A 26138-nucleotide genomic window follows, 5' to 3' on the forward strand; every position below is an offset into this window, starting at 1 on the left:
CATTTATTGTGAATAAATTCCAATCGTTGATCAAAGATTCCAGACATCTGATCATGTGTATTTCTTCCAACGGCAGATTGACGTACGTATCACCAGCCTCAGCTCTCATCCTTGGCTATGAAGCTTACGAATTGCTGGGGACGTTTATCTATTCCTACATCCATCCGGAAGATCGGTATAAGTTGCAACTTTCCGATCATGGCTGGGATAAGATTGAGTACCGTGCACGAAGAAAGTGCGGCGATTATGTTTGGCTTGAAACGAGCTGCATTGCTATGACAAATGAAATGGAATATTTTTGTATCTCCCATGATGTGTCTGAACGAAAAGTGTTTGAAGAACAAATTCAAGAAGAAAAAGAAAAGTACCGCCTTTTGTTGGAAAATACGGTCGATACAATAGGAATCGTCACGGAGGAAGGCTTTTTTGTCGATATTAACCAAGCCGGTAAACAACTACTCGGTTCAGCAAGAAAGGAGGAAATTATTGGCCGTTCCCTTTTCGACTATCTCCTTGAGGAATATATCCCGCTTGTTAAAACATATCTTCAACATCCTCACCAGCAAGATTCGCTGGAAGTTTGCATTAGAAGAGTGGATCAAATTGTTAAATGCGTAGAATTCAAATTAATACCTCTGTTTTATAAAAATCGGCATACATATCAAATCATTTTAAAAGATATCACCAACAAAAAAGAAACGGAAAAAATGCTTCAGAAAGCTGAAAAGCTGACCATTGTCGGACAGTTGGCCGCGGGTATCGCCCATGAAATACGAAATCCGTTAACGGCGATCAAAGGGTTTACCCAATTATTAAGCAATATGGGTCATCGGGATTATACGGATGTGATTTTGACAGAACTCGACCGTATTGATAAAATTGTCAGCGATTTGCTTGTGCTTGCCAAACCGCAGATTTCCCATCTTGAAGAAATCAATTTAGTCGAGTTAATTGATCGTGTTGTCACGCTCCTAAGGACTCAAGCTATTATGTATAATATTGATATTATTTCTGATATTCGCTTGAAGGATTGTCCTGTGATTGAAGCGGAAGCGGATCAAATTAAACAAGTGTTAATTAATCTTATTAAAAATGCGATTGAAGCGATGCCGGAAGGCGGGACCGTCACGATTGAAGCCGAAGTGGATCATTCCGAAGATCATGTGGTGATACGTGTGATCGACGAAGGAATTGGAATTCCAAGAGAGCTGATTTCAAGATTGGGGGAACCGTTTTTTAGCACAAAAGAAAAAGGAACGGGTCTTGGATTAATGATTTGTCAGAGAATCATAAAAAATCATAAAGGGTCTTTGGAAATTGATAGTGAAGTAAATAAAGGCACTACTTTTACGATTCGATTGCCTAGAAAAATCAGCAAAAAAACGATAGGCAGAAGATAAAGCCGGATGGAACAATATAAAAGCGCCGATCGCGTTTAAAAACTTCCTCCTTCTTAATCTTCTAAACGGAGAGAAACGAAATGGTTTTCCGAATGTTAATTGTTGTTGTGTTTCACTCCAAGGAAAAAGATCTTTTATATGCTTTGCTGAACGGTTCGCGATCGTCGAAATTCGGTTTAGAAAAAGTCGCACACATCGAATGAAAATCCTTTCTTTTTTTATAGAATCTCTCCTTCTTATATTTCGTTGTTGATCGTAAAAAACGAAAAGATGATAGGGCTTTCAAACTCCTTATCGCTTTCTTTTTTATTTTTTGGCGAATAATTGAGGGAGAAAATACAAGTTTAATATAAGGATCGAGAGACTCGAGAACCCCCTGTTCCAGAGGACGGAACGACTAAAAAGTCGCATTAAAATAAAAACTAGAATAGTATAAAGAAAGCAGAAGCAGGAAAAGAAAGAGAGCTGGTCAGAAATGAATTTTGCGAGAACAAAGGAAGAACAAGAACGTTTGGAACGAATTGGGAAATTGGCTGTTCGTTTTTCTGAAAGAGCGGGTAAAATAGACGAAACGGGAGATTTTCCATATGAGAATATGGAAGATTTAAAAGAGGCAGGCTATACGACGTGGACTTTAGACAAAGAATTTGGCGGAAAAGGAATTTCTTTATATGAATTTCTTCTTTATCAAGAAAAAATTGCCGAAGGAGACGGCTCTACTGCTTTGGCAATCGGCTGGCACATGGGCACGATGATGGATTTATCCGCAAGGCGGCCATGGAATCAAGATGTTTGGAACGAAGTAGTGAAGAAAGTAAAAAAAGGGGCTTTAATCAACACTGCAGCTACTGAGCCGCAAACGGGAAGTCCAACTCGAGGTGGCTTGCCGCAAACTACGGCTGTATTCGAAAACGGACAGTGGGTGATCAATGGCCGAAAAACGCATACGACTTTATCCCCCGTTCTCGATTTCATATTGGTAAAGGCTTATATTCCTCAACGAAAAAAGGTCGGTATTTTTCTCATACCGAAAGAAACGAAAGGGGTTTCCGTTGAAGAAACTTGGAATACCATTTCGATGAGAGGAACCGGAAGCCATGACTTATTATTAAAAGATGTTCGTATAGATGAAAAATATTTTGTGGAGACCGTCGATCCTGTGAACAATCAATCAGCGGGATGGCTGCTCCATATCCCGGCCTGCTACCTTGGAATTGCCGGTGCTGCCCGTAATTATGCCCTCCGATTTTCGACTGAATATTCTCCCAACAGCATAGAAGGCACGATCAGTGATTTACCGAATATCCGCCAGCTGATTGGGCAAATGGAACTAGAACTCTTGCAAGCTCGTACGTTTATGTATGCAATCGCAGAAAAATGGGATCGTTCGGAATCCAAAGTGGAACTTCAGGCAGCTCTAGGAGCCGTAAAACATGTGGCTGTGAATGCAAGTATACGCGTTGTGGATGCGGCCATGCGGATTGCCGGCTCCAAAAGTTTATTTTTCGAAAATCCTTTGCAGCGCTATTACAGAGATGTTCGAGCCGGATTGCATAATCCTCCAATGGATGACGCTGTCATTGCCATGCTGGCCCAAAAAGCTCTTGATGGGATTCAAAATTGAACAAAATGGAATTCCATTTTGTGGATAGATATTTGTAAATGCCTCCGAGTCTTTCGCTCGGAGGTTTTTCGCTCGTTTTTAGAAAACCGGGAAGTATGGGAGCGGCGGTGCTATTGAAATTCAATGTCAATCGTTTTACGATTGGAATTCTGCAATTTGTTGGCTCTTATTTCAAGAATACCGTTCTTATAAGTGGCTCGAACGCTGTTTTCATCCACTTTTGCAGGCAAAGTTATTTTTCTTTGGAAGCTTCCATAATATCGTTCTTCATGATGAATCTGCTCTGATTCCCTTTTTTCGGTTTTTTCTATTTTTCCAGAAATTTGAAGTTCTGTGCCATCTAAATGAATAAACAAGTCTTCTTTTTTCTCTAATCCTGGAATTTCACAAGTAACAATAACTTCATTATCCGTTTCACGCACATCCATTCTTGGAAAGTTGAAATTATTTTGGAAAAATGAAGGGAAATTTGTATTAAAGAAACGTTCCATGTCTTTTCGAAACTGGCCTAAAGGTTGGAAAGCATCATTGCTTGGCCATTGAATCACCATGATAACCTCCTTTATAAAATGATCGATCCTTTAAATAAGATTCCCACTTCTGAAAAAAACATTCATGGTGCGTTGAAAAATGGTTCCGTGAGGACGATGGATTATCCCTTTTTTATCAATTGTTTCCTTTTGAATGAAAGGGGCTTTGGAAAAGTTGATTTATAAAACAGACAGAAAGAGCGATATTACGTCAAGAAAAGGATTCTCCATTGATTCAGAAGAATTTTTCAGCAAAATGGTTTGAAGTGAAAAATAAAAAGAACAGAACATCAAAGGCAAACTGACAGGGGGAAGGAAATGGATATACGGAATGGACTGAAATCAATTTTGATTTCTGTTAGAAAACGTTGAATTTTTTGTGTGGACTACATTTTGGGGAAAGAATCTTCAAGGAGCGTTTGGGGCTATCCTTGAGATTGCGTTCGTTCAATCCTTTGGTTCAATATGGACGTGAGCCCCAAATACGTCATATTTTTCCGTTAAAATATTTTCCACTTTGTCGGAAATTCCATGGCTGGAACGGACATCAAGAGTAGGGTCAACGAGGATCACGATATCCACTATGACATTGTTTCCGTATTTTCGTGCTTTGACGCTTTTTACTTTAATCACGCCGGGAACGGTAAGAACAGTTTCTTTAAATTTCTGTAATTGCCCTTCATCAAAACCATCTGTCAAGTCATGAGAAGCATCTCGGAAAATTTCCCATGCAGTGCGGCAAATTAATAATCCAATGATGACAGCGGCCAAAGGATCGAGCCAGGCTAGGTGAAATTGGGAGCCGATGATTCCAATTGCTGTCCCGACCCCGACTAAGGCATCAGACAAATTGTCTTTAGCGGCAGCCATAACCGATTGGCTGTTAATGCGTTTGGCGAGACGACGATTATAAAGATAAACAAGAAACATGACAAAAGAGCCGAAAAGAGCGGCCCATGCAGATATCCAATCAGGAATTTGTTCCTTATGATGAAAGATGGAGGAAACAGCGTTGAAAAGCACTTGCAAACCTACCATCATCATAATGAATGAAGCCATAAGAGATGCGACCGTTTCTGCGCGCCAATGGCCATATGGATGATCTTCATCGGCAGGTTTACGCGCCAATCTCAATCCAATGAGTACCGCGACAGAGGCGATGATATCAGTGGTGTTATTCAAACCATCCGCTTTAAGGGCTTCCGAGTGGCTCGTAATTCCGATCAACAGTTTGAAAACCGATAAAAAGAGATAAGAAAAAATGCTGATGACAGCGCCTCTTTCTCCTGCCTTCAGATCTTGAAATTTTTTTTCATCCATATGCGACTATCTCCTTACCAACTTATGCTACTAGAACATGTTACCAAATGGATGGCGTTTGAGTCTATAGCAACCTTTTTAGGAACGTTCATGAATATAGGAAGGTGTAAAAAAAGTTTCTCTATGGAAAAACAAACGTTGTATCGATCGGCTTTTCTATTTTTTACTAACTGCTTTGTTTCATTCAATAAAAAACAGCACAAAGTCGTTTAGAAAAGAATATGTCATTTATTAAGCGGCAGTGCCTGATCGCTTCTTAGATGAGAGCACATTAGATAGAAAAATTGCGTATTCTGTTAACACACCATATCAAAGCAAATCATTCGCCTATACGCGGCCATTTTTTTTTGAATAAACTATAATGTCAAAAATGCGGGAGGAGGGCAGAGCAATGGCAGAGAAAAAAAAGAAACAGCCGAAAAAAGAAAAAATCAAGGAAAAGACCGAGAAAAAGACTGAGGAAAGGATCGAGGAAAAGGCCAAAGAGCAGTCTCCTGAACGATCTCCATCAGTTTGGGACAATTTTTGGCGGATCCGACCCCATGAAGAAGAAGCAACCAACGAGACAAAAGGGGAGGAACAGCCCCGTTTCCGTTGGATATAAAAATCAAATGAATTTTTTTTCATCAATTGGAAGTCCTCGGGTTTTGGCTTGCGAAAATCCGAGGATTTTTATAAGGAGAAAACTTTTTTGTTTCTAATTTTCCGATAATTATATATAATATTGACAATCTAAACTAAATTGAAAGAGTGAAGGGAAATGACAAGTATTGCAAAAGAAAAACAACCCATGCCAAAAGGCGCAATGGCCACCGTATACGGCATCCTTTTGGCCATAAGCACCGGTCATCTTGTGAACGATTCCATCCAGTCGGTCGTCCCGGCTATGTACCCGATTTTAGAACATTCATTACATATTACTTATGCCCAAATTGGGTTGATTGCTTTTATGTTAAACATGACGTCCTCTGTGATGCAGCCGGTGTTTGGTGTATTTGCGGATAGAAGACCAACCCCTTTTTTGCTTCCTTTTGGGATGTTCATGAGTACATTAGGTCTGATCGGATTTTCCATATCCAATGAATTTTGGGCGCTGTTGGCATCGGTCATTTTCATCGGCCTTGGTTCAGCGGTTTTTCATCCTGAAGGCTCGCGGGTAGCGTATATGGCGGCAGGGAGCAAAAGAGGACTGGCACAATCCATTTACCAAGTAGGGGGGAATGCCGGCCAATCGCTAGCTCCTCTTTTCACAGCTTTGATTTTTGTTCCTTTAGGTCAAAGAGGAGGATTATGGTTTACATTCGTTACGGTTATGGGCATTATTTTATTATTTATGGTTTCGAGATGGTACAGCAGGCAGCCTGTCATTATAGAGAAAAAAAGAAGACAAGGTGCAAAACCGGCAAGTCAAAATACGAAAATTCAGCAATCGATTTCTGGCAAAATCAAATGGGCGATGGTCGTGTTGGTTTTCTTCGTGTTTGCTCGTTCTTGGTATTATGCCGGGATCTCCAATTTTTATCAATTTTATTTGTTGGATGATTATGGCTTATCGATTCAAGAAGCGCAAATTTATTTATTTGTTTTTTTAGTTGCTGGAGTGCTAGGAACATTTTTTGGCGGCCCGCTTGCAGACCGTTTCGGACGAAGAAATATCATCGCTGTTTCCATGCTCGGCTCCGCTCCGTTGGCTGTCCTATTGCCGCATGTTCCGTTATGGCTGGTAATTCCAATGATAGCACTTATTGGTTTTATTTTGATGACGAGTTTCAGTGTCACAGTCGTATATGCTCAAGAGCTGATGCCGAAGAAAGTAGGTATGGCTTCGGGGCTAATCGTCGGATTGGCTTTTGGAATGGGAGGAGTTGGATCCGTTTTATTTGGTTCGCTTGCCGATTTGTTCAGCATTCGCTTTGTCATGATTTTTTGTAGTTTATTGCCTCTTTTTGGATTGGTTTCTTGGCTGCTTCCGAGAGATGAAAAAGTTCGCGAGATAACAGGTCAATAGTTTCGTTGTGAATTGGCATGAGTGTTCCTTCATATCAATATGGACTTGTTCGATTGAAAATCATCGTTCGTTAGAAGCCTTAATTTGGTGCACTTATGAGTTTGCGGATGTCAATGCAAATAGAAGTCATTAAATGGCCTATCTTGCGGATAGGCCATTTTTTTTCGGAGATATTCCTACCATTTTGATCGATTTTGTATTATATTAATGAATATGAAAAGGAGGGAATGATATTGGAATTAGCAGCTCACAATCGTACAGAACAAATGAAAAAACCAATATCAGGTAAACCGCACTATTTTGATATTATGCTGAAAATCATATCAGCGGCCGTTCTTTTAGGAGGTGCCGTCTTTTTATACGAGCGGGTTTCCGTCAGTCAAGCTTTATTATATCTTCTTGGTGGCTTGGGTGGTTTTACTCTTTATCAAGCGCACTTTGGCTTCACTTCTGCTTGGCGTAAGTTCATTCTTTACCGAAAAGGGGAAGGTTTGCGTGCCCACATGATTATGTTGGCAACAGCAAGTCTTTTATTTTTACCTTTTCTAATAAAAGGATCCATATTCGGTCATCCAGTTGAAGGATATGTATCACCCGTCGGAATGTCTGTTTTGATCGGAGCCTTTTTGTTTGGCATTGGAATGCAGCTTGGAGACGGTTGTGCTTCTGGAACGCTTTATCATATAGGCGGCGGAGATGTTAACGGGATTGTGACGTTAATCGGATTTATTATAGGATCTGTAATCGCGACAACTCATTTCAATTGGTGGATGAATACGCCTCATTTTGAACCCATTTCCTTTATCCAAACCTTCGGGCCGCTGGGAGGATACATCTTTCAACTGATTATAATAGCCGTTGTGTTTGTTATCACGATTATGTTAGAGAAACGCCGAAATGGCCATTGGGTTGCGCCGACACTTAAACAGGGAAATGGTTGGAAATCGGTGTTTACCGGACCTTGGTCTCTTGTCATTGGCGGATTATTATTGGCTATTGTGAACACGCTCGTCCTGATTATTCAAGGAAAGCCTTGGGGAATCACTTCGGCGTTTGCCTTATGGGGAGCCAAAATTGTGCAGCTGTTCGGAGGCCATCCGGAACATTGGTCGTATTGGACTGATCCGGCGAGAGCAGCTTCTCTCCACAATCCATTATATATGGATATTACAACAGTGATGGATATTAGTGTGATGGTTGGAGCTTTATTGGCTGCGGCAGTTGCCGGTCGATTTAAGAAACCTATTCATTGGAAACGCCCGACAAGAATGACCATTGCTGCCCTATGCGGCGGAGTGATTATGGGTTATGGAGCTCGGATTTCCTTTGGCTGCAACATCGGATCTTATTTTGATGGAATCGCATCTTTCAGCGTTCATGGTTGGTTGTGGTTTGCTTCCGCTTATATAGGAAGTATGATTGGAGTCAAATTGCGCCCATATTGTGCTTATGAACAATAGAGAAAAGAGGGACTGGATTGTATTTCCAGTCCTTTTGTGTTTGGGAGAAAATAGTTAAAATCATCTAGGTTTGGGAAAGCAAATCGGTTTAATGAGCAATATGGCTTGATAAAGGATATAGTAAGAAAAAAAGGCCAAAATCATCATAAATCCTTGTAAAATGGGGAATGTATAGGAAACAAGCAGGGCGATGAATGTGCTGAAGGAATCGCCGGCATGAAAATAAGAACGGGGATGATTCCATTGAATAGCTTTCGACACAATCGTGGAGACGAAGAAAGCAAAAACTCGAACGTTTTCGTTGGAAGAGCAAAAGAATATTTAAAAGATAAGAGAAAAGCGATGAAACTTATTCGGCGGGCGACAATAAAAGCAGGAAAAAACAGAAGGCGCCTTCGTGATGTTTGGAACAATTTGCAATTATTATTAGAACTGGCTAAAGCTTGGTCGAAAGGGGAATACCGCCAAATTCCTTATCGTTCGATGCTGTCCATTTTTGCGGCCATCGTCTATTTTGCTGTCCCAACGGATGCGATTCCTGATGTCTTGCTAGGATTTGGACTGATCGATGACGCGGCCGTCATTGGTTTTACATTAAAATTAGTGGAAAAAGACTTAGAGCGATTTAAACAGTGGAAAGAAAAAAAGAACAGTCCCCAAATGATTGATACAAAAGAATAATTTTATAATCCATTGAAAAGAGCTTTAAAATAAGAGTTCATACTGAAAAAGAAATGTTCATGTTTAAAAAAGGGGGAGGGGAAAAAACGAATGAGACAAAAGAAATTCTTTTGCATCATTCCGTGTGGCAAACGGAAAATTTGGGATCAACATCCAGAGGCCGGACCGGTGCGGGCTGATGCGGCCTATATCGGAATATTTCATGGCCTTTGTCAAAACTACGCTCGCCTGTTTTTTGATCATTGGGGCATTTTGTCGGCTAAGCATGGGTTATTGCTTCCGGATGATATTGTCCCTGGTAATTATGATTTATCTTTTTCAGATCATCATCGAAAATCGGAAATGATCGAAATAAGCCAACTGAGAGAACAAGCGGAGGTAAAAGGAGCCGCTGCGGTTGACGTGGTTGTCATGTTGGGTGGAAAAAAATTTCAACCCATTTTGCGGGAAATGTTCCCGGAATGCCACGATATTCAGTTTCCGCTCCAAGGAAGCAGAGGGATCGGCGACATGCAAAAACGATTAAAAGACGCAATAGAAAACAGGAACCCCATTCATAAAATTGATTTCGATTAAAATTTATTATAATAATGTTATGTTAACAAGTGACCCACAATATGTAATGGTAATGTGCTCACTGATGAATAAATCAAAAAATCGGTAGCCTTTTTTTATTTTATCAGATGATTCAGCTGGGTGATGTCGGGTATATAAGAACCGACTTCTCTTGATGGATGTTCAATCCATCACTATGTTTGTTGCATGATGTTTTCAATATGAGTCCATTTTAACGTGTTTATCAAAAAGAAATGTTTGGAAACAGCTATTCGACTAAGTAGGAATTCAAATAAGTGTACATAATAATAAGCAAGATTGAAAAGGAAGGAAAGGATTCATTCATGGAGCATATTGAATATCCAGCTGAAGGCTACAGCAAAAAAAGATCCGCCTCTCAACAAGAAAAAAAACATCGTAAACCGGCGGCCGTATTATCAATCTCAACGGTTCCTCTTATTATGACACTTGGGAATTCTATGCTTATACCGGTTCTTCCAGTTATAGAAAAGCAATTGGGGATTTCGAATTTGCAATCGAGCTTGATTATTACGGTTTATTCAGTTGTTCCGATATTGCTTATTCCCATTGCTGGTTATCTTTCGGACAGACTGGGACGTAAAATGGTCATGATTCCGAGTTTGATCATTTCGGGAATAGGTGGGCTTTTGGCGGGATGGGCCTCTTGGAAGATGTCGAACCCATACTATATGATCCTGATCGGCAGGATGCTGCAAGGAGTGGGGGCATCTGGAGCTTTTCCTATTGTACTGCCCCTAGTCGGAGATTTGTTCCGACAAGAAGAGGAAGTAAGCGCGACGCTTGGTGTCATTGAAACGTCGAACACGCTTGGAAAAGTACTCAGTCCCATCTTGGGAGCTTTGTTGGCGGGTTGGATTTGGTTTATGCCTTTTTTTTCTTTTCCGTTATTTTGTTTAGTCTCTATTTTCCTTTTGCTTCTTTTCGTTAAAAGCCCAAAAAGAGAAGAAGAGAATAAAGAATCGATTCGTGAATTTATCCAAAAGGTGAAGGAAATTTTTCAGAGGGAAGGCAGATGGCTTTATGCCGTTTTTGCTATTGGGACTATATTAATGTTTGTTTTGTTTGGATTTCAATTTTATTTATCGAGCATCTTGGAAGATCAATTTCATACTGTTGGAATTATGAAAGGATTTTTGCTTGCGATCCCGCTCGCAGCTTTATGCTTTGCTTCTTTTTTAACCGGGAAATATATTAAAGGGAATAAAAAGACGATGAAATGGATTACAACGATCGGGCTTGTTGTCACTGCTATATCATTATGTATGATCCTTTTTTCAGATCGATTGTGGTATATATTAGCCATTTTTGTGATCTGCGGGATCGGCATTGGTGCCGGCTTGCCTTGTATGGATGCCATGATCACAAGCAGCATTGAAAAGGAAGAGCGAGGGACGATTACTTCTATTTACAGTGCTATGCGTTTTGCCGGTGTAGCAGCGGGGCCTCCTGTCAGCTCCATTCTCATGAAAAATTCGGAATTTGTGATGTTCTTTATTTTGGCCTTTTTATGCCTCGTATCCGCTTTTTTTTCGATGAAAGCAATAAAGCCAAATTCTTAATGAAAAAGAACGAGAAGGAATTTTTCTTTCTCGTTCTTTATGTTTGCATTGATTTTTCATCAAACTAAGGTAGCAAATAAAACAAAACAGCAAAGAAATGGGCAAATGATCCACCTAAAACAAACAGATGCCAAACCGCATGATGGTAATGAAATCCCCTCCACACGTAAAAAACTGTTCCCACTGTATAGAATATGCCGCCGATGACTAACAGTAAAATTCCGTTTGGAGCCACCGTTTCTGTCAGAGGACCCCATGCAACAACCACAAGCCAGCCCATCGCTACATACAAAAGAGTGGAGGTGTAAAGAAATTTATTCACAAAAAAACATTTAAAAATGGTTCCGCCCACAGCTATCCCCCACACGATGCCAAAAAGCGTCCATCCAAGCCAGCCTTTTATCGCCAGTAAAGCAAAGGGAGTATAAGTACCAGCGATAAAAAAATAGATCGACGAGTGATCGAAAATTTCAAATAATTTTTTTGCTTTCCCAGGCGGAAGGCTATGCACAATCGTGGAGGATAAGTATAAAAGAAGCATGGTGGCGCCGAACAACGTAAAACAAACGATATGAAGGGGTCCGCCATACGATGCAGAGTACACAATCAACATCACTAATGCCGCAATGCTAAACAGCGCTCCAATGCCGTGAGTAATCGAGTTGGCAATTTCCTCATTTTTTGAATAAGAATGCGTATTGGCCATTAGTCAGTCCTTTCCATCCATTAGGATCGTTCAACTTATTGAAAGACATTTGAAAAACTTTGTTATCCATAATGAAGCTTCCTATTCATTTTACCATAAAGTCTTTCGAGCATGTAAAATTGTACAGGTTAAATCTCAAAAAGTTATGGAAACAAATGTAAAATTAATGATAAATTAACAAATTTTTCATTCAGCATTAACAGTTTAATAGTTTAATAGATTACAGAGAAAAGAAACGATCTTGAACTAGGAGATGAAAAGTAGATGAAGCTGATTACGAAAAAAGGAGCCACATTCGCATTCGCACTAGCTTTAACCATTCCTGCTGTAACACCGGTTGCTGCGGCGAGTAACGAGAAAGTGAGCATTGATTCCATCCAATTTAACGGAATGAATCCACCTTCCACGATTGATCAAATGGTGAATACTTATACCGATGCATCAGTTGAGGTAAAATACAGCGATGGCAGAGTTCGAAAGTTTCCGCTTGCCTATAAAACATTGTTTAAATCGGAAGATCAAGTAGCCGCGAACAAAGGCGAAAAAATTCCGGCGGGTACACCGATTGATGTACATGGGAATCCCATTATGGATCACAGTGTTGAAGGTAAACCAACTTATTTTATATCGGATGCACCTGACTCAAATAGCTTATTAAATATAAAAGGTCAACTTTATATGGTGACCCATTATGAATACGACACATTTGATGCGGCCGGCCATTCAGCTTATGGATTAGTTCCAGCCTCTATGACTTTGACGAAATTAGCGCAGGATAAGAAAACTGGGGAGCTGAAAGCAGTAGAAGTGAAAAAAATTGATTTTTCTTCCGTAAATGGTCTTTGGATTCCATGTAATGGCAGTGTATCGCCTTGGAACACTCATCTCGGATCAGAAGAATATGAGCCGGATGCACGCAGTTTTGAATTCAATCCACAATCTTCTGCAAGAACCTGGACAGAAAGTTTTGCTAAGCTTTATTTTGGTGATGAATCGAAAGCAAATCCTTATTACTACGGATTTATTCCGGAGATTACGGTGAAGGAAGACGGTTCAACAAAGGTGGAAAAACATTATAGCGTTGGGCGCTTTTCACATGAATTAATGAAGGTGATGCCTGATAAACGTACAGCCTTTTTTGGTGATGATGGCTCTTATACTACTTTATTCATGTACGTAGCGGATAAGCCTGCGGATTTATCAGCAGGTACACTTTATGCTGCTAAATTTCATCAAACCGGTACTGAAAATGGCGGTAGCGGGAAATTAGAATGGATTAAGCTAGGTCATGCTACAGATAAAGAGATAAAAGATATCATTGACAGTGGCATTCAATTTAGTGATATTTTCGAAACTTCAGATGCGCCCAAAGAAGGCTTTACTGCCATCAAGCAATATTCCTACGGCAAAACAGAATATTTAAAATTAAAACCAGGAATGGAAAAAGCAGCTGCCTTTTTAGAATCACGACGTTATGCAGCCATGCTTGGAGCGACATCTGAATTTAATAAAATGGAAGGTGTTGCACTTAATGCAAAAGATAAAAAAGTTTATATAGCCATTTCAGACCAAAGCAGCGGAATGGCAAAAGATACAAAAGGAACAGATCCTGTTGACGATATTCAATTACCAGTCATTAAATCGGGTGTCACGTACCAATTGGATTTAACCGGCGGGCAAAAAGATAAGGATGGAAATGCCATTGATAGCGACTATGTTGCCGCGACCATGTCTGGTTTAATTGCCGGTGAAGATTTAACAACAGCGGATTCATACGGCAATACGGCTAATGTGGACAAAGTAGCCAATACGGATAATTTAAGCTATTCCGAGCCGCTTAGAACATTATTCATAGGCGAAGACAGCGGAAAACATACGAACAACTTTGTGTGGGCGTACAATGTCGATACAAAAAAATTGTCCCGTATTTTATCTGTTCCGGCCGGGGCAGAAGCAACCGGTTTGTCAGCGGTAGATAATATGAACGGTTTCTCTTATATTTTGAGCAATTTCCAGCATCCTGGAGATGAATTAGATCAAAACAGCATTACGGCTGTTGACAAATCAGAGTTAAAAAAAGCGATGGAAGAAAAGATTGGAATCGATAAAACAGGCGGTGTTGGGTATATAACCGGACTGCCTTCACTCACAAAATTGCCGAAGCCTTATAAATTCAAAGATGTAGACAAAAGTCATTGGGCTTATGAATATGTCTCGGATTTACAATTAAGAGGAATCGCAAAAGGCATGACAGAAAAATCTTTTGTGCCGAACCAAAATGTGACTCGCGGCCAGTTTACTTCCCTTATCGTCCGTGCTTTAGGATTAGAAGCAAAGGGAAAACCGCCATTTAAGGATATTAAAGGTTTGGAACTTTCTCAAGATATTGCCGCAGCCTATGAAGCAGGAATCATTGATGGAAAAACAAAGGATAAATTTGCTCCGAACGACACAATTACTCGCGAGCAAACAGCGAAAATCTTAATGAAGGCCTATGAAGTGAAAACGGGACAACGTATTGCGACCACACATAAAACCATTTTTAAAGATACATCTGCGATTTCAGCAGAATTTTTGCCCTATGTCAATGCGGCCTACGAAAAAGGCTTCCTTAGTGGCTATCGAGATGGTACCTTTGCTCCTAATAAAAACTTAACTCGTGCTCAAGCGGCCAAACTCGTTGATTTATTTTTAAAAAATGTGGAATCATAGACAAACGGTTGATCCGTTATGCCGATGAGTATCTTTGCTGATCATCGTTGCTTGTTTGTAAAGACTGTGAGTAACTCTGATGTTTATACAGTGGCTTATTCGAACATAAGGATGGTTGTTAAAATAGGAAAAGGCTGGCTCAATATCGCTCCAACGCGATGTTTTGAGTCAGTCTTTTTTTGACAATGGGAGGTATGATAGTTTTCAAAGGCTTGCTTTTTTAATTAAATGTGTATGAATAAGAGAGAGCAGATGCCGTTAAAGAATGCTAAAAAACATGATGAAAAAGCGATGCTGGAATTCGTTACTGCACACTTTCAGAATGAATTGTTTTGAAAAAAAGAAAAAAGTAAGATAGTATAGGAAACGAATATTTACAAAATAAGAAGGAAGAGAGATATGATTGTAAAAACGGAACAAGAACTAGAAGGGTTAAAGCAAAGCGGTAAAGTGATGGCCGCGATTCGCGACCAATTAAAAATCCATACAAAGCCCGGCATCACAACAAAGGAATTAGATGAATTAGCCGGAAAATTATTTGCAGAATACGGTGCAGAATCAGGACCGAAAAAAGAATACAATTTTCCCGGCTATACTTGTATAAGCGTGAATGATGAAGTAGCACACGGAATACCCGGCGACAAGGTCATTCAAGAAGGGGATCTTGTAAATATTGATGTCTCCGGGTCTTTCGACGGTTTTTTTACAGATACGGGAATTTCATTTGTTGTCGGCAATGGGGATCCAGAACTGTATCGATTATGTGAAACGGCGGAGAAAGCTTTTCAACAAGGAATATTAAAAGCAAAAGCGGGGTCTAAACAAAATCAAATTGGTAAAGCAGTGATGAAAGAAGCAAAGCGCAATGGCTTTTCTGTCATCCTGAATTTAACCGGCCATGGAGTTGGCCGATCACTCCATGAAAAGCCCGATCATATATTGAATTATTACGACCCGTGGGATAATGAATTATTAAAAGAGGGTCTTGTCATTGCGGTTGAGCCGTTTATCTCTACAGGGGCTGATATGATTGAAGAAGCAGGAGATGGATGGACTTACAAAACTCCTGACGGCAGCCTGGTGGCTCAAGTGGAGCATACTATTATCGTAACAAAAGATAAGCCGATTATTTTGACTTTGTAGAAGGAGAAAAGAAATCGACAGCTGGTAGGCTGTCGATTTTTTCGTATTTATGAAATCGTTGTTTCTTCCTCTAAGACGTACGAATTTCGTCCTGCACCTAGTCCAGAAACCAATTGAACGGTTGTGGCTGCCACCAGAAGAAAGAGGGGAACGAACCAGTGGCCTGTCAAGTCATGCAAAAGTCCAAACAGAAAAGGGCCAAATGCTGCGAACAAATATCCGATTGATTGAGCCATACCCGAAAGTCTTGCCGCCGTATAATCCGTTTTTGCCCGCAAAGAAATAAAAGTCAAAGCTAAACCGAACGTCGCTCCTTGCGAGATGCCTATGAGCAAAACCCACCAAATCGTATAATCGGGATTTTCCATTAGAAGTCCTGCATAGCCGATAATCCCGATCAAGCAGACGATGGTGGATAAAAGCCGCTGACTACTCCAGCGCTCTGCAAGGATCGGAACTATAAAGGTCGCCGGCATACCAACAAACTGCATGATGGAGACCATCCAACCCGATGCCTCAGCACTCATTCCACGATCTTGAAAAACGTTGGGAAACCAGTTAATGGATATATAAAAAACAAAAGACTGGAAACCCATAAAAATCGTCACTTTCCAAGCAAGCTTGGATCTCCAGAGCCGGTTTTTTTCCTTGTTTTTATACGTTGGTAAGTGGTTCATCGTTGTATGGCGGAGCTGAGGCTGCCAAATGAACAGCGCCACAAGCGACAACAAAGCCCAAAACATAAGGGAGCCTTGCCATCCATAGCCAAGAGCATGAGTCAATGGAACACTTAGGCCGGATCCAAGTGCGGCAAAAGTGTTCATCGAAAGAGAATATCCGCCTGTCATCAGCCCTACTTGATGAGGGAAATCCCTTTTGATCAGCCCCGGCAAAAGAACATTGCCAGCAGCAATCGCCGTTCCTATCATAAATGTTCCTAAAAATAACGTAAAAATAGAGGAACAGGAACGTATGAATATGCCCGCCGTCAATAACAGCAAGCTGAAAAAGAGGGTTCGTTCCATTCCAAACTTCCCAGAAAGTTGAGGAACCAGTGGGGAAAAAACGAAAAATGCCATAAGCGGGAGTGTGGAAAGCAACCCGGCCACGGAATGGGACAAACCTAAATCTTCTCTGATAAAACCGAGCACCGGCCCCACTGCGGTCAGAGAAGGGCGTAAATTGGCTGCTACGAATAAAATTCCTATTACTAAGAAGACCCATTTTTTATCAAAATGTTTGAACGCAGCCGTTTCTTTCATGACAAAACCACCTTTCATTCACATGCATCCAGTCAATAATTTAAGGAAAATGATTGCAAAATGACGGTACGGCCTCCCATTTTAACGTCTCAATCCATTAAGACTCATCCGCCATCCACAAACTGTTGATGAGTGTATCAACATTTAGGGAGTTCATACAGTCGGTTGAACGGATCGTTTAAAAGGCCATTAGCTTAAATGAAAAAAGACTCGAATCCCAGTATATCATATTTCAAAACATGACAGCCGTAAATGTGCCATGACATATCCTAAATTACATTGCGAACTTTCTTCAGTCGCCAGGGCAAAGAATGATAGGAGAACAATAAAAAAAGGAGACCTTAAGGGGTCTCCTCTTGATTAGCTAAAAGCCTGCCGTTTTTCGTGAAAGGTGTGGCTTGAGTTTGTTTGCGCAAAGAAGGGTAGAAGATCAGTCCACTAGCCAATAAAGCGGCTCCGAACAAAAATGTTTTTAAATCAGAAGTACCTGCATAAATGACCCAAATGGAATAAATAGTGGACAATAAAGCAATAAGACCATCGGTGTACCGGCTTTTGTTAAGCTGATACGTTTCACCGGTCCAAACGAGCTTAAGCTGGAACAAGGATGCAATAAGATAAGGCATGAGATAAGCCAATGTGGCGATATAAATGACAAAAGTCAAATGCATGGGCCATTGAATTGGATATGGTTGAAAAAATAAAGAGTTGTCCAAGAACGTTTGACAGCCATAAGGAAAAGGATGGAACGCCTCTTTTGTTTTCTTTTAGAAAAGAAGCTAAAAACAATCCTTGCTTAGCCGCTTGATAAGGAACCTCGGCGCTCATTAACACCCAACCTATTGTGGAGCCGGCTAAACTAATCAAGCCCAATCCAGCGATTAAATAAGCTCCGATTGGTCCGATGATGGTTTCAATAGCATCCACGAGTGGTTTTTCGGAATGTATTAGAGTTTCCTGTGGCAGAACGCCCATCACCAGCAAGGAAATACCGATATAAATCGCCAATGCAATCATTAGCCCAATAATAGTGGCCCGTTTTATATCACTTTGTTTTTTGGCTCTGGAGGCAAATACAATAGCCGATTCAACACCCACGAAAGCCCAAAGTGTTGAGACAGCTGCGTGGTTTATTTGTGTTAAAATTCCTAGTGGATGTCCGCTTTCATCTAAGCGTGGAGCCGTAAATGGAAGCAAATTACTTTTTTGAAACGCAAACAGGCTTAGGACAATAAATAAAAAGAAACCGATCACTTTTGCGCTCGTGGCTAGAAAATTGATTTTTCCTGCTCCTTCAATTCCTCTTAAAATTAAAAAATGTGTAAACCAAAGCATGGCGGTGCATATAATAAAAGTTAGAACGTTGCCTGTTTTGAAAGCAACGGTTCCGATTGTGAATAACGGAGCTTTGCTGTTTAAAATGGGAAAAAAGGTTGCTAAATAGCTTGTAAAAGTAGTGATAATAGCAACATTTCCAGCGAAGTTTCCGATCCAATACCCCCAAGAAGACATAAATCCTGACAATGTGGAAAGTGTTGATCCCTCTTTAAACAGTTCTTTTGCGTAAATTTGTGGTCCGCCGTTCAGTTCTGGTTTTCGGATGGATAAATTACCGAAGACAAGAGCCGTTGTGAGGACACCGAAACCAGTTAAAGACCATCCCAATAACACAGCAGCTGGATTGGCGGCTTCAGAAAGCGTTCGTGGCAACATGAATATTCCGGATCCTACCATATTTCCAACGACCAGTGCGGTCAAAAGCCAAAACCCTAATCGTTTTTGTTCCATTGAATCAATGAACCCCTTTCTACTTGGATGACGAAACAGTGCTGCAAATGTAAAACGGGGATTGACATTTGCGAAAATGTAATGAGAATGTGTTTATTTATTCGCAACCAGGCAGGCATGTTTTTTATGCATCCTTCATCCGGTAACGTTTACCGCCGTCTCGTTTGAAATTTTCGCAGATGCCTTCAAAATAGTATTCAAGTACGTTGAAAACAGCCCGATCAGTCAATCGATCATTATTTGTATATTTTTGCAGAAATGACTATCATTCTTCATTGTGAAGGTATGATTATTTAGAACGCAAAATAAATATACAACAATCGACACAATTCGTCTATTGTTATTTTTATCCGCAGAAAAATCCTTTTGCTGTAAGTTTCACGATATCTTAAGGAAAAAAGGAAGCGAATGGTATTTTGAAGTCGTTCTCACTAAAATCGGTCTTTTAAGGTTATAATCTGTCTTCTCGAGGCATAATCTTAATACGTAGTAGCCATTCAATAGAACGAATGGGAGGACTAGAAATTTGAGCGAGATTGGCTTTCTGTCAATTAAGTGGTAAGATAGAAGTACGACTTGTTGCTTTATCAGTAAAGTCAGGGCCCTCATCCCAAAATTGGTCGTATACTGTTATGAAGTTGTTCCTCATTCTACTTGAGATCGGGCTTTTTGTGTTTTGCAGAAACATCATCAATTATAATAAAGGGGTCTTTATTTGTGTATTATAACAAACGGAATCAAGAAGAAGTTGAAATGGTCGAAACGAGTGTCTACGCTTGCCAATCGCCTGATTGCAATGTTTGGATGAGAAAAGAATTTGCGACACCCAATTTGCATTGCCCAATTTGCGGAAGTGAAATGAAAGAAGAGATACGGGAGTTATATCCAATCAAAAAGAACTAATGTATGATGGCAGCTGCCTATAAGTGGCAGCTTTTCTTTTTTTATGACGAGTTTATGTTCTCGCTTTACTTTAAGGCGTTCCCACAAACGCTTAGAAAAAGAATAAAGTCCTCTTTTTTGGGGAAGATTTCCTTTAGATACTAACCCCATGAAGGAGGAATTGGATGTTTTCGGAAAATGCAAGCCAACACATGCCTCCATTTCCCGAGTCTTTTTGGAGATCCAATTTGGAATTACCGTCTTTTCCGAAACTGGAGAAAGATATAGAGGTGGACATTTCCATTGTTGGTGGCGGAATTGTCGGAATCACTTCTGCCAACTTATTAGGAAAAGCAGGAATGAAAGTCGCTCTGATCGACGCTGGCAAAATTCTCACTGGCACAACGGGGCACACAACTGCCAAAATTACCGCTCAGCATGGTTTAATCTACCACGAATTGATGGAACATTTTGGATTTGAGAAAGCACGTGGTTATTATGAAGCGAATATGTCTGCCTTACATTTTATCCGCGACACCGTTTTACGTCATCAAATCGAATGCGATTTTACCGAAGAAGATGCTTATCTCTACACGAATACGGATTCTTATATCAGCAAACTTGAAAAGGAGATGGAGGCCTATGAAAAACTGGGGATAGAGGGAGACTATCGCAACTCTATTCCCATTGATATACCCGTAAAAGCAGCTGTTAGGATGAATACGCAAGGCCAATTCCATCCGTTAAAATATTTAAAAAAACTATTGGAAGAGACCGAACATCAAGGAGCAGAAATATTTGAAAATACGACCGCAGTGGATATAGAGCAAGGGAATGAGATAAAAGTTGTTGCTAGAAATGGCTGCACGATTTCATGTAAGCAAGTAGTCATTGCGTCCCATTATCCGTTTTACGATGGGGCAGGATTTTATTTTGCCAGAATGTATCCAGAACGATCTTATCTTCTTGCCGTCAAACCTCAAAAAACATTTTCTGGCGGCATGTATCTTATGGTTGAAGAACCAACACGATCGTTGCGGTATACGCTGTGCGACAATGAAAAAATATTGCTTGTAGGCGGGGAACGTCATAAGACTGGACAAGGGATTTCTACGATACATCATTATGAAGCACTGCAAAAATACGCAGAAGAAACATTTGGAATCAACGAATTTTTGTACCGCTGGTCGGCGCAAGATTGGACGACATTAGATAAAGTGCCTTTTATTGGGCGAATCACTTCCGAAAAACCGAATATTTATGTTGCAACGGGTTTTCGAAAGTGGGGAATGACAAATGGAACAGCGGCAGCCCAATTAATCAGTGATTTAATTTTAGAAAAGCCCAATCCTTATGAAGAGTTGTTTACTCCTTCTCGTTTCAACGTGGATCCATCAGTGAAAACATTGATTAGAGAAAATACCAATGTCGCGGGGCATTTATTAAAAGGGAAATGGGAATCCCCGTTAAAAACGGTGGATGATTTACAAACGGATGAAGGCTCTGTCATTCGTGTGAACGGAAAAAGAGCGGGGGCCTATAAAGATAAAAATCAAAACGTATATATGGTGGATACCACTTGCCGGCATATGGGGTGTGAAGTGGAATGGAACAGTGGTGATCGTACTTGGGATTGCCCGTGCCACGGGTCACGTTATTCAGTGACAGGAGAAGTATTGGAAGGACCGGCGAAACAGCCGCTCAATAAGGTGGAAGAATGAAAAAATTTGGTTTCGATGGTAAGGATAAGGGAAACTTCCATCAGCAGGGGCAGTGTCCCCGCTGATGGTTGGCTGAACGAATCGAATTTTTAGGCGGTAGCCTGGCGCCAAATTGTTTTTGTCCATCATGGCCTTAATGAGGACGTTGGCGGAGATGATATTTTTTGAAGGCTTTCGAATTCAAAAGGATGGGAGAGGCGATGGACGTTTATTTCCGTTTTTTTCCTTTTTTAAAGGGTGGTTAAAATGCCGAGCAATACATATGCGGCTGTCGGTATGCCATAATAAATTAACTGATTTGTTGGAACGTTGTTCACTTTTTCCACCTCCCTCTTTATAGCCTCCCCTTAAGCTTTGCTTTTCATGATAAATGGTTGGCCATGGAATTGACAAAATTTTAATTCAATTTATAGTGGAAGTAGACGAAAAAAATGAAAATTCACTGTATGTAAAGGGTGGATCTACATAATGGCAGAGAATGCTCGAATAAATACTATTTCATATCCATATTCGGAAGAGGGGTTTTGGCAAGGGGCGAAAGACTGCGTGCCCACATTATTGGGCTATTGGAGCATCGGTTTTGCAGCCGGTGTGGTGGAAAAAACAGCGGGGCTTACCATCGCGGAAATTGTGCTGATTTCCCTTATTCTTTATGCCGGATCGGGGCAATTTATTGCATCAGGAATGATCGCGGCCGCAAATCCTGTTTCCGCTATTATTTTTACGATCTTTTTTATTAATCTTCGTCATCTTCTCATGAGTGCAGCGATATCCCCTTATTTTCGTCATCTTCCTTTGTGGAAAAATGTGTTGACCGGTTCGTTGTTAACGGATGAAACATTTGGCGTTGCGATGAATCATTTATCTAATCGAGCAGCCGGAAGTTTTAAATGGATGCTCGGTTTGAATGTCACTGCATATGTCAACTGGCTAATTGGCAATGTAGCAGGGGGATTTTTTGGAGAATGGATTCCAGATCCGAATGCATTTGGACTTGATTTTGCCCTGCCAGCGATGTTTATTGGATTGCTTGTTTTACAGATTACTAGCAGAAAAAAATGGATGGTCGATTTAGCAGTGGCTATATGCAGTGCATCATCGATCGTGATCTTAAGCTTTTTTGTTTCGGGCAGCACGGGAGTGATTACCGCAGCCATCGTGGCGGCAACAGCGGGGGTGTTTATTGAAAAATGGAATTAAGATCATATGTTTTGGCGGTTATTATTGGATCGGGGATTGTCACGATCATACCGCGAATTCTTCCGCTGATGATTTTAAGCCGATTTCAATTGCCCCAATGGGCTGAACGTTGGTTAAGCCATGTGCCTGTTGCGGTCATGACGGCCCTGTTGGCGCAAGAGCTGCTGCTTTCAAACGGAAAATTTTCGATCATGGAAAATCGACTGGAGTTGTTGGCAGCTATACCGGCATTTGTGGTGGCGCTTGCGACCCGTAGTTTATTAGGGACGGTTGTGATAGGAATTGTCGCGATGATGGCTGCGCGCTTTTTTATTTAGGTTAGAATAAAGAAAACGGGAAGGAATCATTTTCCTTCCCATTTTTTAACCGTCCTAATAGATGAAAAACCGTAAGAGCTTCTTTTTTCCATTTCCAGTTTACCTTTTTGGTTGACACCAACTGCTCCTTTAATACCGATCCGTACATCCATCCACCGATCAACTGGACTTTCAAAGGTCTAAGCAATGTTTTAAGAAGCTTATTCTTCTTTGTTGGCTAAGCAGCGGTCGCATTCCATCATATACGATTCAGCCTGTTCTTCAATATATTCACCGCATTCCGGACAAACTTTTTTAGGAAGATCACGGAACATTTCAACCGGACTTGGAACCATTTTTATTCCTCCTTATCAAATTTTTTCATTTTTGTTCTAATGAAGCCGAATATTGTCTCAATGAAAAAATAATGAACTTATGAAGTGGATGAAACGGATGTTATTCTTCTGATTGCGCAAGGCAGCGATCGCACTCCATCATATAAGATTCCGCTTGCTCATCCATATGCTGGCCGCATACCGAACAAACTTTAATGGATATGGTTTGGAAAAATTCAACCGGACTTTGAACCATTTCAGGCACCTCCTTTTTATAATACAGATTATAAAATATTGTTTCTGTTATAATACAGTATACACAACATTTTTCTTGTTGTGTACCCCTTTTTTAAAAAATTTAAAAAAATAAAATATAAATGAATATTCGCTGAAAAGAATGGATCTAATTTTCATGCAATAGAATTTTTATTTATTTCCATATGAAAGGAAAAAGAATTTTTACTATGATAAAAGTATGAACAAAATGGTTCCGCTTAATCCAAAATAAGCGAAACAGATTTTCTATCGCTTCACTTGAAAAAACAGAAGTCGCTCCTTTTTAAAAGAATGAAACTTGTCATTTCACTTTAGTCCAATCAGCTTTTTCGCCGCGAGCTTTTCGTGTACACAGCTGTTTTATTTCGTTGTTTACAATAGATTGATATCTTGGTATAGTATTTTCGAGAATGGATAGATCGTCTATTCATTTGGGCAGCGGTTCTAATTATTTCTTTTAGTTTGGATTGAAACCGCTGCCATTAACATGTTATTGGAGGAGAGCTGCTGTGAGAGTTGTTTTTTTTCTAACTGGTTTGCTGTTAGTGTATGGGCTTGCCATGTTGGTCAGCTATGATCGAAAACATGTGCGCTATAAGGCAATTTTTACTATGCTGATTGCCCAATTAGTACTTGCTTTTATTATGTTTAATACAAAAGCAGGCATTTCGGTCATTGGATTTGTGTCGAAAATGTTCAGTAAATTGCTTGAGATGGGCAGTAAAGGGGTCGACTTTGTTTTTGGAGGGTTGGAAAACAAAGGGATATCCAATTTTTTTCTTGATGTGTTAATGCCTATTATTTTTATTTCGGTTTTGATCGGTATTTTGAACTATTTCAAAATTTTGCCTGTGATTATTAAATATGTTGGCCTTGTTTTAAGCAAACTAAACGGGATGGGGAAACTAGAAAATTACATTGCGGTTTCTTCTGCTGTCTTAGGACAATCAGAAGTGTTTTTGACGACGAAAAAGCAAATTGGACACATTTCCCGGAAGCGTTTGTACACACTATGTACGTCGGCTATGAGCGCTGTCAGCATATCGATTGTCGGTGCTTATATGACCATGCTGGAGCCGAAATACGTCGTGATTGCGATAATACTCAATATATTTTCCGCTTTGATTGTCGGAAATATCATTAATCCTTATGAAATTTCAGAGGAAGAGGACTTGCTTGTCGTTGAAGAAACAAAAAAATTGAGCTTTTTTCAAATGATCAGCGAAAGTATCATGGATGGGCTGAAAGTAGCTATTATTGTAGCAGCGATGTTAATTGGATTTATTGCATTGATCAACTTAATTGATTATCTCTTTACGCTGGTCTTCCATATATCATTCCAAACAATACTCGGCTATGTCTTTTCTCCTATCGCCTTTTTAATGGGTGTTCCTTGGGGAGAAGCAGTCAAAGCCGGCAGCATCATGGCTACAAAATTAGTGACAAATGAATTTGTGGCGATGGCTAATTTTACAAAAATATCCCACTCGCTGTCCGAAAAAACAGTTGGAATTGTCTCCGTGTTCCTGATCAGTTTCGCGAATTTTAGTTCGATCGGAATTGTCACTGGCGCCGTGAAAGCGTTAAATGACAAACAAGGAGACGCAGTGGCGAATTTTGGCTTGAAATTATTGTATGGTTCAACTTTGGCGTCCATTTTATCCGGGACGATTATCGGTTTATTTTTGTAATGGGGAATGGTGGTTGAATAAAAAGGATCGGTCTTCATGTTGTGGTTTAACAAAATGGAAGTAGAGTGATACCATGGATGCCGGCGGTGATCAGTGAGGGTGAAATTCAAAATTCATGGCAATTTCACATCTTTCGGCTTTGAAAATAAGACAAGATCCTGTTACACTTTAAAAGGAAATAGCAGCTGCTGCCGATAGAAAAATATACGGTTAAGGAGATGTACTTCGATGTTGTTGGAAAAAGCAAACATGATTGATCATACATTATTAAAAGCCGATGCTACGAAAGATGATATCGTCCGGTTGGCGGAAGAAGCCAAAAAATACGGTTTTGCTTCGGTATGCGTAAACCCGGTTTGGGTGAAAACCGCTTATGAAATTTTAAAAGATACCGATGTGAAAGTATGTACCGTCATCGGTTTTCCACTCGGTGCAACCACGCCTGAAGTTAAAGCTTTTGAAACGACCAATGCCATTCAAAATGGAGCCGAAGAAGTGGATATGGTGATCAATATCGGGGCTCTTAAAAGTCGTGATCTGGAATTGGTGGAAAATGATATTCGAGCCGTCGTGGAAGTAGCAAAGGGAAAAGCGCTGGTGAAAGTGATTATTGAAGCCTGCTTGCTGACAGAAGAGGAAAAAGTGCTCGCTTGTCAATTAGCAGTCAAAGCCGGAGCAGATTTTGTCAAAACATCTACCGGTTTTTCGACAGGAGGAGCAACAGTGGAAGATGTTGCATTAATGCGTAAAACGGTTGGACCGGATTTTGGGGTGAAAGCTTCTGGAGGAATTCGAACTGCAGAAGACTTGCTGGCGATGGAAAAAGCAGGGGCAAATCGTATCGGAGCCAGTGCGGGCGTAAAAATTGTGACAGGCCAAGCTTAAAATGTTAGAAATGTAAAGAGGACAACAAATCCGCACATTTTCAGCCCGCTCCCGTTTTACAA

General features: G+C 40.4%; 22 protein-coding genes and 1 pseudogene. 16 read left to right on the forward strand and 7 right to left on the reverse strand.

Annotated elements, in window-relative coordinates; translation table 11 throughout:
* The first annotated feature begins 8 nt into the window (after positions 1–8).
* Positions 9–1400 (forward strand): ATP-binding protein, encoded by a 1392-nt coding sequence (locus tag NST12_RS07010; protein WP_341100710.1) that lies wholly within the window; start codon positions 9–11, stop codon positions 1398–1400.
* A 475-nt stretch (positions 1401–1875) separates the two neighbouring features.
* The gene (locus NST12_RS07015; RefSeq protein WP_328201342.1) at positions 1876–3024 is read left to right on the forward strand and encodes an acyl-CoA dehydrogenase family protein; all 1149 of its coding nucleotides are present in this window, start codon (positions 1876–1878) and stop codon (positions 3022–3024) included.
* A gap of 110 nt (positions 3025–3134) precedes the next feature.
* On the opposite strand, the gene NST12_RS07020 is transcribed toward NST12_RS07015, so the two are convergent.
* Both NST12_RS07020 and NST12_RS07025 read right to left on the reverse strand, forming a co-directional pair.
* The gene (locus NST12_RS07020) at positions 3135–3575 is read right to left on the reverse strand and encodes an Hsp20/alpha crystallin family protein (protein WP_341029208.1); all 441 of its coding nucleotides are present in this window, start codon (positions 3573–3575) and stop codon (positions 3135–3137) included.
* A 426-nt stretch (positions 3576–4001) separates the two neighbouring features.
* Complete coding sequence (locus NST12_RS07025; RefSeq protein WP_048623216.1) at positions 4002–4874, reverse strand: cation diffusion facilitator family transporter; 873 nt, start codon at positions 4872–4874, stop codon at positions 4002–4004.
* Positions 4875–5265: 391 nt separating this feature from the next.
* Here NST12_RS07025 and NST12_RS07030 point away from each other — a divergent pair, with 391 nt between their 5' ends.
* The 6 genes from NST12_RS07030 (at position 5266) to NST12_RS07055 (ending at position 11179) form a co-directional block, all read left to right on the forward strand.
* The gene (locus NST12_RS07030) at positions 5266–5478 is read left to right on the forward strand and encodes a hypothetical protein (RefSeq protein WP_341029212.1); all 213 of its coding nucleotides are present in this window, start codon (positions 5266–5268) and stop codon (positions 5476–5478) included.
* A gap of 156 nt (positions 5479–5634) precedes the next feature.
* Positions 5635–6882, forward strand: a complete 1248-nt coding sequence (locus NST12_RS07035) for an MFS transporter (protein ID WP_048623218.1) — start codon at positions 5635–5637, stop codon at positions 6880–6882.
* Positions 6883–7115: 233 nt separating this feature from the next.
* The gene (locus tag NST12_RS07040; protein WP_412677281.1) at positions 7116–8342 is read left to right on the forward strand and encodes a YeeE/YedE family protein; all 1227 of its coding nucleotides are present in this window, start codon (positions 7116–7118) and stop codon (positions 8340–8342) included.
* A 216-nt stretch (positions 8343–8558) separates the two neighbouring features.
* Entirely contained in the window at positions 8559–9023 is a 465-nt protein-coding gene (locus tag NST12_RS07045) for a YkvA family protein (protein WP_341029218.1), read from the forward strand.
* A 90-nt stretch (positions 9024–9113) separates the two neighbouring features.
* Positions 9114–9599 carry a DUF6884 domain-containing protein gene (locus NST12_RS07050; RefSeq protein WP_341029220.1) on the forward strand — a complete coding sequence of 162 codons (486 nt, stop codon included), beginning with the start codon at positions 9114–9116 and terminating at the stop codon, positions 9597–9599.
* Between the two features lie 323 nt (positions 9600–9922).
* Positions 9923–11179: an MFS transporter gene (locus NST12_RS07055; RefSeq protein WP_048623221.1), complete on the forward strand. Its 1257-nt coding sequence runs from the start codon at positions 9923–9925 to the stop codon at positions 11177–11179.
* A 64-nt stretch (positions 11180–11243) separates the two neighbouring features.
* Here NST12_RS07055 and trhA read toward each other — a convergent pair whose 3' ends face one another.
* A complete protein-coding gene (gene trhA, locus NST12_RS07060; protein ID WP_048623222.1) occupies positions 11244–11885 on the reverse strand; it encodes a PAQR family membrane homeostasis protein TrhA in 642 nt (213 codons plus the stop codon).
* Between the two features lie 264 nt (positions 11886–12149).
* Between trhA and NST12_RS07065 the strand changes: the two genes are divergently transcribed.
* Entirely contained in the window at positions 12150–14597 is a 2448-nt protein-coding gene (locus NST12_RS07065) for an S-layer homology domain-containing protein (protein WP_048623223.1), read from the forward strand.
* Positions 14598–14996: 399 nt separating this feature from the next.
* Positions 14997–15740, forward strand: coding sequence for a type I methionyl aminopeptidase (map, locus tag NST12_RS07070; RefSeq protein WP_003352749.1), 744 nt, complete (start codon positions 14997–14999; stop codon positions 15738–15740).
* 47 nt (positions 15741–15787) lie between these two features.
* On the opposite strand, the gene NST12_RS07075 is transcribed toward map, so the two are convergent.
* Complete coding sequence (locus tag NST12_RS07075) at positions 15788–17002, reverse strand: CynX/NimT family MFS transporter (RefSeq protein WP_341100716.1); 1215 nt, start codon at positions 17000–17002, stop codon at positions 15788–15790.
* A gap of 341 nt (positions 17003–17343) precedes the next feature.
* Positions 17344–18790: pseudogene (locus NST12_RS07080) on the reverse strand (amino acid permease).
* 717 nt (positions 18791–19507) lie between these two features.
* On the opposite strand from NST12_RS07080, the gene NST12_RS07085 reads away from it, so the two are divergent.
* The 4 genes from NST12_RS07085 to NST12_RS07100 all read left to right on the forward strand — a co-directional run bounded on the left by NST12_RS07085 (position 19508) and on the right by NST12_RS07100 (position 22910).
* The gene (locus NST12_RS07085) at positions 19508–19693 is read left to right on the forward strand and encodes a cold-inducible protein YdjO-related protein (RefSeq protein ID WP_040340877.1); all 186 of its coding nucleotides are present in this window, start codon (positions 19508–19510) and stop codon (positions 19691–19693) included.
* Between the two features lie 164 nt (positions 19694–19857).
* Positions 19858–21393, forward strand: coding sequence for an FAD-dependent oxidoreductase (locus NST12_RS07090; protein WP_082142275.1), 1536 nt, complete (start codon positions 19858–19860; stop codon positions 21391–21393).
* 468 nt (positions 21394–21861) lie between these two features.
* Positions 21862–22593 (forward strand): AzlC family ABC transporter permease, encoded by a 732-nt coding sequence (locus NST12_RS07095; RefSeq protein ID WP_341100719.1) that lies wholly within the window; start codon positions 21862–21864, stop codon positions 22591–22593.
* Positions 22584–22910, forward strand: coding sequence for an AzlD domain-containing protein (locus tag NST12_RS07100; RefSeq protein WP_341100721.1), 327 nt, complete (start codon positions 22584–22586; stop codon positions 22908–22910). The genes NST12_RS07095 and NST12_RS07100 overlap by 10 nt, the downstream gene beginning before the upstream one ends.
* 200 nt (positions 22911–23110) lie before the next feature.
* Here the strand turns inward: NST12_RS07100 and yhfH (NST12_RS07105) are convergent, their stop codons facing one another.
* Positions 23111–23245, reverse strand: a complete 135-nt coding sequence (yhfH, locus tag NST12_RS07105) for a protein YhfH (RefSeq protein WP_003352759.1) — start codon at positions 23243–23245, stop codon at positions 23111–23113.
* Between the two features lie 100 nt (positions 23246–23345).
* On the reverse strand, positions 23346–23480 hold the full coding sequence (gene yhfH, locus NST12_RS07110) for a protein YhfH (RefSeq protein ID WP_003352761.1): 135 nt from the start codon (positions 23478–23480) through the stop codon (positions 23346–23348).
* 529 nt (positions 23481–24009) lie between these two features.
* Here yhfH (NST12_RS07110) and NST12_RS07115 point away from each other — a divergent pair.
* Positions 24010–25191 carry a NupC/NupG family nucleoside CNT transporter gene (locus tag NST12_RS07115; RefSeq protein WP_270584306.1) on the forward strand — a complete coding sequence of 394 codons (1182 nt, stop codon included), beginning with the start codon at positions 24010–24012 and terminating at the stop codon, positions 25189–25191.
* A gap of 228 nt (positions 25192–25419) precedes the next feature.
* On the forward strand, positions 25420–26076 hold the full coding sequence (deoC, locus tag NST12_RS07120; protein ID WP_341100724.1) for a deoxyribose-phosphate aldolase: 657 nt from the start codon (positions 25420–25422) through the stop codon (positions 26074–26076).
* The last annotated feature ends 62 nt before the right edge of the window (positions 26077–26138 follow it).

Source organism: Bacillus sp. FSL W8-1127 (assembly GCF_038006725.1).
Classification (GTDB): domain Bacteria; phylum Bacillota; class Bacilli; order Bacillales; family DSM-4216; genus Bacillus_O; species Bacillus_O smithii.